Source organism: Stutzerimonas stutzeri KOS6 (assembly GCF_000307775.2).
Lineage (GTDB): Bacteria > Pseudomonadota > Gammaproteobacteria > Pseudomonadales > Pseudomonadaceae > Stutzerimonas > Stutzerimonas stutzeri_B.
This window is the reverse complement of the sequence record NZ_KK020676.1, coordinates 2549295-2561832: the sequence shown is the minus strand read 5'-3', so window position 1 is coordinate 2561832 and position 12538 is coordinate 2549295. Positions and strand designations below refer to the sequence as shown.

The following is a 12538-nucleotide window of genomic DNA, read 5'->3' as shown; positions in this document are numbered from 1 at the left end:
CCATGGGTATCGATCTTTCACTGATCTGGGCGGTGATCATCATCTTCGGCATCATGATGTACGTGGTGATGGACGGGTTCGATCTGGGCGTCGGCATTCTCTTTCCGTTCGTTCGGGACAGCTCGGCGCGCGACGTCATGATGAACACCGTGGCACCGGTCTGGGACGGCAACGAAACCTGGCTCGTACTGGGTGGGGCCGGCCTTTTCGCGGCCTTCCCGCTGGCCTATTCGGTGGTGCTATCGGCACTGTATCTACCGATCATCTTCATGTTGATGGGGCTGATCTTTCGCGGTGTGGCGTTCGAATTTCGCTTCAAGGTCACCCGCGCGCGCCAGCACATCTGGGACCGGGCCTTCATCGGCGGCTCGCTGGCGGCGACCTTTTTCCAGGGCGTCGTGCTCGGCGCCTTCATCAGTGGCTTGCCGGTCGAGGGCAGGGCCTATGCGGGTGGTGCGCTGGACTGGCTGACGCCTTTCTCGCTGTTCTGCGGGCTGGCACTGATCGTTGCCTATGCGCTGCTGGGCTGCACATGGCTGATGATGCGTACCGGGGGGGATCTTCAGCGACGCATGCATGACATCGGCGTCCCGCTGGTCTGGGCCGTGCTGGCAGTGACCGGCATCGTCAGCCTGTGGACGCCGCTGAACCATCCGGATATCGCCGAGCGCTGGTTCAGCATGCCCAATCTGCTTCTGTTCATGCCGGTGCCGATCCTGGTGCTGCTATGCGCCTTCGGCCTGCTGCGTTCGATCCAGCGTTACGCCAACTACACGCCGTTCCTGTTGACGCTGGCCCTGATCTTTCTCGGCTACAGCGGCCTGGGCATCAGCTTGTGGCCGAACATCATTCCGCCGTCGGTGAGCATCTGGCAGGCAGCCGCTCCGCCCGAAAGCCAGGGGTTCACGCTGGTCGGGGCGCTGCTGATTCTTCCCCTGATCCTGATGTATACGGCCTGGAGCTACTACGTGTTCCGCGGCAAGGTCAGCGCCGAGGATGGGTATCACTGATGGATGGAGATCATGAAAAAGCGCGCCGCGCCAACGAGCAGAAGCCGCTGTGGCAGCGCATGAGCTGGCTGGTACTGATCTGGGGCGCCAGTGTTCTGGCATTGGGGATCGTTGCCTGGCTTTTACGGCTGGCGATGAATGCTGCCGGACTCGCTGCGCCTTGATGCCGTGCCCCGTCATGGGGCGTTGGCAGGACGGCAGGTACCGGTTCGGCTTCGGCCCGATCATGCCCGGCTCCAGCCGGTGCTGTCACATCCGCTTCATCCGCGGCTTGTAGGGTAACTGGCATGAACCTTGAAGGTTCGTCCATCACCCGCCAGGCAATGCAGACAAAGCAGGAGTCTTCTATGGACGATTATCAGGACGAGCTATTGGAGTGGCACGCGGCCGAGCAGGATCACCCGGACTGCGCCGAGGATGCCGTCGAGCTTTGAAAACCCACCCATGCGACCCGTATCTGCTCAGCCGCTGCGGCGCTGAGCGCGTCGGTAGTCGCCGGGCGTCCGTCCGCTCCAGCGTTTGAAGGCGCGCTGGAACGCTTCCGCGGACGAAAAGCCGAGCAGCCAGGCGATCTCGCCAAATGCCGACTCGGTGTCGCGGATATAGGCCATCGCCAGGTCGCGGCGGGTGTCGTTGAGGATCGCGCGATAGCTGCTGCCTTCATCTGCCAGTTTGCGCCGCAGTGTCCAGGGCGGCATTTGCAGGCGTGCCGCAATCTGTTGCAGGTCCGGCTCCTGGCCCTTGAGCAGCGGGCCGAGTATCTGTGCCACCCGCTCGCGCAGACTGCGAGTGCGGGTGCGCCGTTCCAGTTCGGCCTCGCATAGTTCGAGCAGATGCCGCCAGGTGCCAGGGCAGTGCTCTGGGTTGCGCAGGGAGAGGGTGCGCTGGTCCAACTGCAGCTGATTGGCTTCGGCGCCGAACGTCACCGGGCGGCCGAACAGCGCTTCGTAGCGCGGAGCGTAATCCGGGGCTTCGAATTCGATATGTACTGCAGTCGGCGACACTGACTGTCCGCTCAGGCATGCCAGCTGCGTGACCCAGCTGGCGAGCACGGTATCGACCACGAAGCGGTTGTAGGCGTTGTACGGACTGATGGAGTAGAAGCGTAGCCAGGCTCCGGACGCGTCTTCGTGAAGGCTCGAACTACCCCGGTAGTTGGATGCGTACAGCGCTTCGTAGCGGATCAGTGCCCGTGCGGCCTCGCGCACCGTGGGCGCCTGGGCCGCAGTCAGGCCGGCAAGGCCGAGGTGGCTGGGTTTGCGCAAGCGGCCCATCTCCAGACCCAGCGCGGCATCGCCGGCAAGCTGGATGGCCGCATGCCCCAGCCGCATGTAGCGGGGGATCGACAGCCGTGCATGCGGCTCGGCGAGGCGCTCGGCATCCAGTCCATAGGCCAGCAGCAGTGGTTGAGGGTCCTGCCCATACAGCTGCAATGCTTCGCCGAGGCTGTGCAGGAAACCGACCGACAGATCACCCAGGCGTACGCGCTGCGCATTCATGGCGCGCGACCGAGCCACTGGTTCTTGATTTGCACCGGGACGCCATGACCCGGCGGGGCTGGACGGCGCGGCGAGCCGAGCAGGTTCCAGGGGACTGCCAGTGTGTGCACGGCCATCTGCGGCCGTTCGGCCAGTCCGTCATCGAGCGTGCCTGCACAACTGGCTCGCGGATCATCCAGTGCCCCGGGTATCGCCAGCAGCCTGGCCTGCGCGGGCGGTCGCTGTTGGTAGGCATCACAACCCAACAGTACCGCCAGGGGGCCGGCCGGCGTTTCAATGAGGTGTCGTGGTTCCGCGGCGGGCGCCAGGCTGTAGCGGCGCTCGTAGCGGCTCAGCGCATACTTGTACTGCAAGCTTCCCAACGGTTGGCCACGGCCATCGAAGGTCAGGCTGACCTGGCGCAGGGGGCCATCGCCGATCCTGAGCCGGTCGTTTTCCAGGTACGGCTCCGGCAGCACGATCGAGCCTGCCACCAGGGTTACGCCGAACTCTCGGGCAAGGCCACCGAAGACCGCCTGGTAGTCCTCGGCCATCTGTCGTGCTTTCAGTCGCAGCACGGCGTCGGTGCGTCGATCATCGCTCTGGTTGCCGGTCAGTGCCCGCAGGTAGCCGCCTGGATTGCTGAGGGCCATCCACTGCATCGCATCGCGCAACGTGCGGGCCTGCTGCACTTGCGGCTTTTCACCCAGGGCGAACAAGCCCGTACCGACATGCTCGGGCAGCACGACCACGGTTCGCTCGTTGAGCATGCCGGCTTCGGCGGCTTGCAGAAGGTAGGTTCGAAACTTCAGCTGCAGCCTTTCACGACTCTGGTAATCAGCCGGTTGCAGCCGCGTTTCGATACCCAGCAGGTTGCCATCGGTGCCGGCCTGCCCGCGGCTGTCGATGGGCAGGGTACGCAGATCGGACAGCAGGGGACCACTGCGACGGTCACGAGTCCAGTCGATGTAGGCCACCAGCGAAGCGCCGGCGAGGAATAGCAGCAGGGCGAGCTTGAATGAGGTGCGCATTGGATGCGGAGCTGTGATGGACCCTGACAGCCTAGGTAAGGCGATGCCTGTTGCCAAGCGTTTTGCGCTGAATGATCAGAAAGTTGTCATTTATGATCATTGAGTGCGGCGTTTGGCCTGTTTATCGTCGTCGCATATCCGACCGCAGCCCCATGAGGCTCGGCACCGAAACCGATGAGGATGCACCGATGACCGCTTTCCCGAATCTGCTGGCTCCGCTCGATCTGGGTTTCACGACCTTGCGCAACCGCGCCCTGATGGGTTCGATGCATACCGGTCTGGAAGAAATGCCCAACGGCTTCGAGCGCATGGCGGCGTTTTTCGCCGAGCGTGCCCGTGGTGGCGTCGGCCTGATCGTGACTGGCGGCGTAGGACCCAACGAGGAAGGTTCGGTGCGTGCCGGGGCGGCCAAGCTCTCCACGTCTGAGGAGGCCGAGGAGCACAGGATCGTCACGCAGGCGGTGCACGAGGCGGGCGGCAAGATCTGCATGCAAATCCTGCATGCCGGCCGTTACGCCTACAGCCCGCAGTTGGTGGCACCGAGCGCGATCCAGGCGCCGATCAACCCGTTCACCCCGCGCGAACTGGACGAGGAGGGCATCGAGAAGCAGATTCGCGACTTCGTCAATTGCGCGAGCCTCGCCCAGCGCGCCGGTTATGACGGCGTCGAGATCATGGGATCGGAAGGCTACTTCATCAATCAGTTCCTGGTCGCGCATACCAACCACCGTACCGATCGCTGGGGTGGCAGCTACGAGAATCGCATGCGCCTGCCGGTAGAGATCGTGCGTCGTGTACGCGAAGCGGTGGGTGAGGAGTTCATCATCATCTATCGCCTGTCGATGCTCGATCTGATCGAGGGCGGCAGTGTCTGGGAAGAAGTCGTGCAACTGGCCAAGGCGATCGAACAGGCCGGTGCCACGCTGATCAACACCGGCATCGGCTGGCACGAGGCGCGAATCCCGACCATCGCCACCAAGGTGCCACGTGCCGCCTTCACCAAGGTCACCGCCAAGCTGCGGGGCGAGGTGAGCATTCCGCTGATCACCACCAACCGCATCAATACGCCGGAGGTAGCCGAGCAGGTACTGGCCGAGGGTGATGCAGACATGGTGTCCATGGCGCGTCCGTTTCTCGCTGACCCGGAATTCGTCAACAAGGCGGCGGCCGGTCACAGCGAGCGGATCAATACCTGCATCGGCTGCAACCAGGCCTGCCTGGATCATACCTTCAGCGGCAAGCTGACGACCTGCCTGGTCAATCCACGTGCCTGCTACGAAACCGAACTCAACTACATTCCCACCACGACGGTGAAGAAGATCGCCGTCGTCGGTGCCGGCCCGGCAGGGCTCGCCGCCTCGAGCATCGCCGCCGAACGCGGTCATCGGGTGACGCTGTTCGATGCGGCGGGCGAGATCGGTGGCCAGTTCAACGTCGCCAAGCGAGTGCCGGGCAAGGAGGAGTTCTCCGAAACCCTGCGCTATTTCCAGAACCGCCTGCAGGAAACCGGGGTCGAGGTGCGCCTTAACACTCGTGCGACGGTCGAAACGCTGCTGGCGGGTGGCTTCGACGAGATCATCCTGGCCACCGGGATCGTCCCGCGTACGCCGGACATTCCAGGCGTCGACCACCCGAAAGTGATCGGCTATCTGGATGCGATCCTCGAGCGCAAGCCGGTCGGTCAGCGCGTGGCAGTGATCGGGGCCGGCGGCATCGGTTTCGATGTCTCGGAATACATCAGCCACGATGGCCAGTCCACCAGTCTGGATCGCGAAGCGTTCTGGAAGGAGTGGGGTATCGACCTGGGGCTTTCGGTGCGCGGCGGCATCGCCGGTATCCAGCCGGCGCCGCATGCGCCCAAGCGCCAGGTCTATCTGCTGCAGCGCAAGAAGTCCAAGGTCGGTAACGGGCTGGGCAAAACCACCGGCTGGATTCATCGGGCCGGGCTGAAAAGCAAGCATGTGCAGATGCTCAATTCGGTGGAGTACCTGCAGATCGACGATGCCGGCCTGCATATCCGGGTAGGCGACGGCGAGCCGCAGGTGTTGCCGGTGGATACGGTCATTCTTTGCGCGGGTCAGGAGCCGCTGCGCGAGCTTCAGCAGGGGCTGGAAGCGGCGGGCGCACGGGTGCATCTCATCGGTGGCGCAGACGTGGCGGCCGAGCTCGACGCCAAGCGCGCTATCAACCAGGGCTGCCGCCTGGCTGCAGCGCTCTAGGTTTCGGAGGTCGCCGGTGAATGAGGAGAAGGACGCGGGCGCAACCCTGTTGCAGCCGGGTGCTGCGAGCAGCCTGCAGGTCTGGCATCGAATGATCGGCGAGCGCGATCTGAGCCGCCTGCCTGAGCTGTTGCATCCCCAGGCGGTGTTTCACTCACCGATGGCGCACAAGCCCTACGAGGGTGCGGCGGCGGTCAATCTGATCCTCAACACCGTGCTGCAGGTCTTCGAGGAGTTCCGCTACCACCGGGAGCTGGCGAGCGTGCAGGGCACCGATGTCGTTCTCGAATTCAGCGCCCGCGTGGGCAGCCGCGAGCTCAAGGGCATCGACCTGATCCGCTTCGACGAGGCAGGCAGGATCGTCGAATTCGAGGTCATGATCAGGCCGATGAGCGCGCTGCAGGCGCTGGGCGACGAGATGAAGCGTCGCCTCGCAGCCTACGGCGGCGGGTGATTTAGCCAAGCTCATCGCAAATCCGCAGGGCGTCTTGCCGGACGGCGTCCGATGCGGGAATTGCCTGCCAACCCAGTCACATTGCCTGCTTTGACATTTCCCCTAAACTTGCGGCACCAACGGGGCGGGCGCTGCTTTGCTCCCGGAATTCGCTGGCTCGCTGTTACGGGCGAGAAAGGAAGTCGAGCATGCAGAACAAACCGCAGATGGTCGAAGCCGTGCTGTTCTTCAACGAAGGTACCGTCTGCAAGGAAATGCTGTATCCGGAGTTCGAGGCGGTGCTGGATGGAGTGGTCGCGCTTCCCGAATTTGCCGACCGCCAGATGTGCGCCGTTTACGTGATGATCAATCCACGGCTGCAGATTCGTGCCGCGGTGTTCTTCTGTCTCGACTTCAACGACGATGGCTCTGCCGACTCGGGCTGGAACATTCCGTTGCGCCAACTGGCCGAGCGTACCGGGCGTGGCCCGGACATGGGGGCCGGGCCTATCCGCCTGGCCTGCCGCAGCCAGTGCCCGGTGTCCTGGCATCAGATGCACATGTGGGACCCGAAGTTGACCGCCGAGCGCAACGACCTGGTGGTTTTGCGTGAAACCATCAAGCGCAACCAGCTCGGTTTGCTGGTCGATGAGGACTTGCCCCTGACGGTGCCTGCCGAGCGGTTGCAAATGGTTGCCGAGGACACCTGGTATGCCGCTGAGGTGGCCAGGGAGGCGGCCGTCAGGCGTTCCGAGGCGCATGCGCGGGAACAGCGACAGAAGGCGGCGTTGCTGATCAGGCAGCAGCGTCAGCGCATTGCCAATCTCGAGCGTCTGCGCGAAGAGGAAACAAGCAGGCTGCGCGCTGGCGCGGAGAAGGAGCGCAGGCTGCTGCAGGACGAGCTCCGTTCACTGCAGCAACAGCTGCAGCAGCAGAGCGATATCAACACGAGCCTGCACGCGCAGCTGGCCGCGCAGGGCGAAAGCTTCCAGACGGCGCGTGAAGAGATGAGCAGGCAGCTACGTACGCTGGAAGCGAATGGTCGGGTCGAGGTAAGCGCAGCCCGTGACCAGTTCGAACACGAAGCGCAGGCACGCATTGCCGCGGCGGTCGCCGAGTACAGGGAGCAGGTAGCGATCCGCGATGTCGAGCTGGCCTATCGCAACGAGCTGGATGCTCAGCTCGAAGAGGAGATCCAGCGGCTGAAGGCCGAGTGCGATGAGCTTCGCCGCAGTGTCGATCGTGTGCCTGAGGAGCTGTCGCGCCAGGGCGTGGTGTTCATGGCCTACCATCCCGGCGCCGGGCATCTGACCATTGCCGTGCAGGACCTGGCACGTTACCGCGCCAACCCAATGGCCTATGCCGCTGCCAAGTGCCTGGTTGCGGAAGAACAGTACCGACAGTGGCTGGAGCACTATCAGATCCCAGCCTGTGTCGCGACCTTGCCGAGCGGTGAGCGCTGCGCGATGCCACTGGACAGGATCGACTCGCCGGCTCGCTTCGTGATCGGTGCGTCGAACTGCTGCGCCCGGCACCGCAAGGAAGACCGGCAGCGCGCCGGTAGCTGAACGACGTGCCTCTGCTGAATACCCGCATCGGTCCGGATGCTCCGCTGATCCTGCAGCCGCTGTCGCTGGAATGGCTGCAGCGCAGTGGCGTGGAGGCTGCGGTGCTGCGGCTCGACCTGGTGGATCCGGAGCTGTCGGGCAACAAGTGGTTCAAGCTCGTCAGGCATCTGGAAGCGGCCCGGGGCGTTAGCGCGGGCGGACTGATCAGCCTTGGCGGTGCCCATTCCAATCATCTGCATGCGCTGGCGGCCGCCGGCCGACGTTTCGGCCTGGCAACGGTCGGCTTGCTGCGCGGTCACGAGCAGGACACGCCGACGGTAACCGACCTGCGAGCCTCTGGCATGCGCTTGCACTGGCTCGGCTATGGTGGTTATCGGGCGCGCAATCTGCCTGGCTTCTGGGAGCCCTGGCAGGAATGCTATCCGGGCTTCTACAGCGTTCCCGAGGGCGGTGGCGGTTTACTCGGCGCGCTGGGTTGCGCCGACCTGGTGCGCCGCTTGCGTTGCGCCCTGGCAGCGGTTGGCTGGGATGACTACGACGCGATCTGGCTCGCTGCCGGGACCGGGACTACCGTCGCCGGGATGGCCATTGGCGAAGCAGGTCGACATCCGGTATTCGGCGCGTTGGCGGGGCCGCCCTCGCATGCGGTCGACCGGTGTGTGAGCGAACTGCTGGCCGAAGCGGGCATGACGCAGGCCGACTATCAGCTTCTGGACGCCAGTCGCGGGGGCTTTGGCCGTTTCGACAAGGAACTCGCCCAGTTCATCCAGGCCACTGAGCGCGATGCTGGTGTGCCCCTGGATCCGATCTATACCGCAAAGGCATTGATGGCATTGCGCCTTTATGTCGAGCGCGGTTATTTTCCCTCGGGCGCCCGCCTGGTTTTTGTTCACACGGGCGGACTGCAGGGCAGCCGTGCCGCTCAGGTCGAACTGAAACGGCTGATGGATGGATAGAGCCTCGGGTTTGCCAGGATGAACCGACCGCTGCACCCCGACCAGTTGCGCAAGCTGGTACCGCTCGACGGCCTGTCGCCCCGCCAGCTGTGGCAGGTGCGTACTCGGCTGGTCCCTTGCCAGCTAGGGGCTGGCCAGGTGCTCGAGCGAGGCCTCGGGCGGGGCGAAACGCACGATTACCTTCTTTCGGGGCGGTTGCTGCTAACCGGCAGCGATGGTCAGCAGACGCTGCTGCATGCCGGTACCCCCGCGGCGCTACACCGTCTTTCGTTGAGCCTGCCCGGGGAAGTGCGAGCGCTGGACGATTGCCTGTTGCTGTCGATCGACAGTGGCGAGCTTGAGCGGCTGCTGTCCTGGCGCCAGGCCCTTCAGGATGTATTGCTGGAATTGTCCATGGAGGGCGAGGTGGAGGTGTGGTTGGAGCGATTGCTGGAAAATCCGCTGTTTGCCCAGGTGCCGCCAGTGAACATCCGCAGCATGCTCAATCGGCTCGTGAGCATCGAGTCGACGGCAGGGCAAGCCCTGCTGCGTGAAGGTGAGGCTGGCGATTGCTGTTACTTCCTCAAGAGTGGTCGTGCCCAGGTACTGAAGAATGCCGATAACGGCCGGCAGTTGCTCGCCGAACTGGAGCCTGGTGCGTGCTTTGGCGAAGAGGCGCTGCTGGAAGACTGTGCGCGCAACGCCAGTGTCGTGATGATCGAAGACGGTTGTGTGCTGCGCCTCGATCGGGCCGACTTCCTCGAGCTGCTCAAGGCTCCGGTGGTCGCCGAGGTCGGTCTTGCCGAGGTGGCCGATCTGCTCGGCTGCGGCGCCCAGTGGCTGGATGTGCGCCAGCTCGAAGATTACGAGCGGGGTCATGCCATGCAGGCACTGCATATGCCTCTGCACCTGTTGCGTATGAAGACCCGCCTGCTGGACCCGCAACGCACCTACCTGTGCTACTGCGAAAGCGGCAAGCGCAGCGCCAATGCGGTGTTCCTGCTGACTCAGCTCGGCTTCTGCGCCTATGCGCTTCGGGGTGGTCTCGACGCGCTCGGCATGGAGGATCGAGCGGCGCTGCTCTGGGAGTGCGGCAGCGGCTACCTGGCACGATCCGACGGCCGCATTGAGCGCAGTCTCTGAGGCGACTGGCTCATGCTGCGGTTCTGCGTAGCACCTTATGCCGCCGTATTTCATGTCGAGCGCTGCGCGCCAGGCGCACGCTGAGCAACAGCGCCGCGCAGCTCAGGCCGGCGATAAGGCCCTGCCATAGGCCGCTCGGCCCGCTGGCGGTGCCAAGGTGATCGGTCAGTCCCAGCAGGTACCCTACCGGCAGACCGATGCCCCAGTAGGCGAACAGCGTGTAGATCATGGTCATTCGGGTGTCCTGATAACCGCGCAATGCCCCAGCGGCCGTTACCTGGATCACATCCGAGAACTGGAACAGCGCAGCATAGAAGAACAGGCTGGCGGCGACCGCGATCACGGCCGGGTCCGGCGTATAGATCCGGGCGATCTGCTCGCTGAAAAGCAGCATGGCGCTGGCCGAGAAGCAGGCGTAGACCAAGGCTGCGGCAATCCCCACGCCAGCGACGAAGCGGGCATTCCGCGGGGCGTTGCGGCCCAGTTCCTGGCCGATACGCACGGTCACGGCCATCCCCAGTGACAACGGAATCATGAAGATCAGCGATGTGAAATTCAGGGCGATCTGGTGGCCGGCGACGACCGTCGCACCCAGTGCGCCGATCAGCAGGGCGATCACGGAAAAGATGCTGGCTTCGGCAAACACGGCGATACCGATCGGGACGCCAACCGACAGCAAGTGGCGAAGCATGGGCCAGCGCGGCCATTCGAAATGGGAGAACAGCTGACTCGCCTGGTAGGCCGCGGCGCGCTTCACCCAGAGGCTCATGGACACCAGCATGAAAAGCATCACCAGGGCCGTGGATACGCCACAGCCGACCCCACCGAGCGCCGGCATGCCGAGCTTGCCGTAGATGAAGACATAGTTCAGCGGGATGTTCAGCAACAAGCCGAGCAGGCCGATCACCATGCTTGGTCGCGGATGGCCCAAGCCATCGCTGAAACAACGCAAAACCTGATACAGCGCCACGGCGGGGAAGCCACAGGCGACGGCGCGCAGGTAGGCCATGGTCGGCTCGATCAAGGCAGGCTCGACGCGCATCAGACGCAGTACCGGTTGGGCGTTCCACATCAGCAGGGCGCTGGTCACGCCGATGCCTGCGCCCATCCACAGTGCCTGACGCACCAGGGGGCCGATTTCGGCATGACTGCCTGCGCCGAAGCGCTGCGCGACGTTCGGCGTGGTGGCCAGGGTGATCCCGCAGACCAGCAGGTAGACCGGCACCCAGATCGAGTTACCCAGCGCGACCGCAGCCAGGTCATGCGGGCTGACGCGCCCGGCCATTACGGTATCGACGAAGCCCATGGCGGTACTGGCCAGTTGGGCGATCATCATGGGCAGGGCTAGGGCGAAGAGGGTGCGCAGTTCAAGGCGGACCCGTCTGAGTCTGAGCTCAGTGGGCATCACGAGGCGTTCCGACTGTATACAAAGCGCGCTAGTCTACGCTCCAAGGCTGCGCTCAGGAAGGCGGCGAAGCACTGGCGAACCGTCTAGAATTCGCTTCCCCCCAAACGGAGCCATGCCATGCACATCCTCGCCGACGAAAACATTCCGCTGGTCGATGAGTTCTTTGCCAGTCTCGGAGAGATACGTCGCATGCCGGGCCGCAGCATAAATCGAGCGGCGCTGGAACAGGTCGATGTGCTGCTGGTGCGTTCGGTCACCCGGGTCGACCGCGAGCTGCTGGAAGGCACGGCGGTGCGCTTCGTCGGCACCTGCACCATCGGCACCGACCATCTGGATCTCGATTACTTCCAGCAGGCCGGTATCGACTGGGCCAGCGCGCCAGGCTGCAACGCCCGGGGTGTGGTCGATTATGTGCTGGGCAGCCTGCTGGCGTTGGCCGAAGTGCGGGGCGAAGTCCTTTCCCGTCGCCGTTTCGGCGTGGTAGGGGCTGGCGAGGTGGGCGGGCGCTTGCTCGATGTGCTGCGCGGGCTCGGCTGGGACGTGCGCGCCTGTGATCCGCCGCGCCAGGCCCGGGAGGCCGGCGGCTTCGTCTCGCTGGACGAGGTGCTCGCCGAATGCGATGTGATCAGCCTGCATACACCGCTGAGCATGAGCGGCGACTGGCCGACCTTTCACCTGCTCGATCAGCAGCGGCTGAGCAGGCTGCGGCCCGGTGCCTGGCTGATCAACGCCAGCCGGGGGGCTGTGGTGGATAACGCGGCGCTGCGCGAGCTGCTGTTGCAGCGACCTGACCTCGAGGCGGTGTTGGATGTCTGGGAGGGCGAGCCGCAGGTGGATGTCGAGCTTGCCGGCCTGTGCCGTATCGCCACCCCGCACATTGCGGGCTACAGCCTGGATGGCAAGCTGCGCGGGACGGCGCAGATCCATGCGGCATACTGCGCTGCCCGCGGTCTGCAGCCGGGAGTCGAACTGGCGCAGCTGATGCCTGAGGCGCCGCTGCGCGAACTGACGTTGGCCGCATCGGCAGAACCGGCCGCAATGCTGGCGACGCTGTGTCGGGCGGTCTACGACCCGCGTCGTGACGATGCCGACTTTCGCCGCAGCCTCGTCGGTGACGCAGCGCAGCGTCGGACAGCGTTCGATCTGCTGCGCAAGCGCTATCCGTCGCGGCGCGAGATCGACGGGCTCCAGGTGCGGATTGCCGGTGACAACCCGCCGCTGGCGGCGCTGGTCGAAGCGCTTGGTGCCCGATTGCTGGGCTAGTCGGTGGTTCGGTCGCAGCCCGGATGCAATTTCCATCCTGCTCCGCTAGC

The 12538-nt window shown here is 64.4% G+C and carries 12 protein-coding genes; 9 read left to right on the top strand and 3 right to left on the bottom strand.

What is annotated here, in order from left to right; translation table 11 throughout:
- Positions 1-2 precede the first annotated feature (2 nt).
- The 3 genes from cydB (at position 3) to B597_RS47420 (ending at position 1444) form a co-directional block, all read left to right on the top strand.
- On the top strand, positions 3-1010 hold the full coding sequence (gene cydB / locus B597_RS39750; RefSeq protein ID WP_003294885.1) for a cytochrome d ubiquinol oxidase subunit II: 1008 nt from the start codon (positions 3-5) through the stop codon (positions 1008-1010).
- Positions 1010-1174, top strand: coding sequence for a DUF2474 domain-containing protein (locus B597_RS39745; protein ID WP_003294883.1), 165 nt, complete (start codon positions 1010-1012; stop codon positions 1172-1174). Before cydB ends, B597_RS39745 begins: the two co-directional genes overlap by 1 nt.
- A 123-nt stretch (positions 1175-1297) precedes the next feature.
- Positions 1298-1444: a hypothetical protein gene (locus tag B597_RS47420; RefSeq protein ID WP_192939410.1), complete on the top strand. Its 147-nt coding sequence runs from the start codon at positions 1298-1300 to the stop codon at positions 1442-1444.
- 27 nt (positions 1445-1471) lie between these two features.
- On the opposite strand, the gene B597_RS39740 is transcribed toward B597_RS47420, so the two are convergent.
- The gene (locus B597_RS39740; protein WP_003294882.1) at positions 1472-2509 is read right to left on the bottom strand and encodes an AraC family transcriptional regulator; all 1038 of its coding nucleotides are present in this window, start codon (positions 2507-2509) and stop codon (positions 1472-1474) included.
- Positions 2506-3519, bottom strand: a complete 1014-nt coding sequence (locus B597_RS39735; protein ID WP_003294880.1) for a carbon-nitrogen hydrolase family protein — start codon at positions 3517-3519, stop codon at positions 2506-2508. Before B597_RS39735 ends, B597_RS39740 begins: the two co-directional genes overlap by 4 nt.
- Before the next feature lie 188 nt (positions 3520-3707).
- Between B597_RS39735 and B597_RS39730 the strand changes: the two genes are divergently transcribed.
- The 5 genes from B597_RS39730 (at position 3708) to B597_RS39710 (ending at position 9817) form a co-directional block, all read left to right on the top strand.
- Entirely contained in the window at positions 3708-5738 is a 2031-nt protein-coding gene (locus tag B597_RS39730) for an NADPH-dependent 2,4-dienoyl-CoA reductase (protein WP_003294879.1), read from the top strand.
- A 91-nt stretch (positions 5739-5829) separates the two neighbouring features.
- Positions 5830-6192 carry a nuclear transport factor 2 family protein gene (locus B597_RS39725; RefSeq protein WP_051519761.1) on the top strand — a complete coding sequence of 121 codons (363 nt, stop codon included), beginning with the start codon at positions 5830-5832 and terminating at the stop codon, positions 6190-6192.
- 188 nt (positions 6193-6380) lie between these two features.
- Positions 6381-7739: a hypothetical protein gene (locus B597_RS39720; RefSeq protein ID WP_003294875.1), complete on the top strand. Its 1359-nt coding sequence runs from the start codon at positions 6381-6383 to the stop codon at positions 7737-7739.
- A 5-nt stretch (positions 7740-7744) separates the two neighbouring features.
- The gene (locus B597_RS39715; protein ID WP_003294873.1) at positions 7745-8695 is read left to right on the top strand and encodes a 1-aminocyclopropane-1-carboxylate deaminase/D-cysteine desulfhydrase; all 951 of its coding nucleotides are present in this window, start codon (positions 7745-7747) and stop codon (positions 8693-8695) included.
- A gap of 18 nt (positions 8696-8713) precedes the next feature.
- Positions 8714-9817: a cyclic nucleotide-binding domain-containing protein gene (locus B597_RS39710; protein WP_003294872.1), complete on the top strand. Its 1104-nt coding sequence runs from the start codon at positions 8714-8716 to the stop codon at positions 9815-9817.
- 10 nt (positions 9818-9827) lie between these two features.
- On the opposite strand, the gene B597_RS39705 is transcribed toward B597_RS39710, so the two are convergent.
- Complete coding sequence (locus B597_RS39705) at positions 9828-11222, bottom strand: MATE family efflux transporter (RefSeq protein WP_003294870.1); 1395 nt, start codon at positions 11220-11222, stop codon at positions 9828-9830.
- A gap of 120 nt (positions 11223-11342) precedes the next feature.
- Between B597_RS39705 and pdxB the strand changes: the two genes are divergently transcribed.
- Positions 11343-12488 (top strand): 4-phosphoerythronate dehydrogenase PdxB, encoded by a 1146-nt coding sequence (pdxB, locus tag B597_RS39700; RefSeq protein WP_003294868.1) that lies wholly within the window; start codon positions 11343-11345, stop codon positions 12486-12488.
- The last annotated feature ends 50 nt before the right edge of the window (positions 12489-12538 follow it).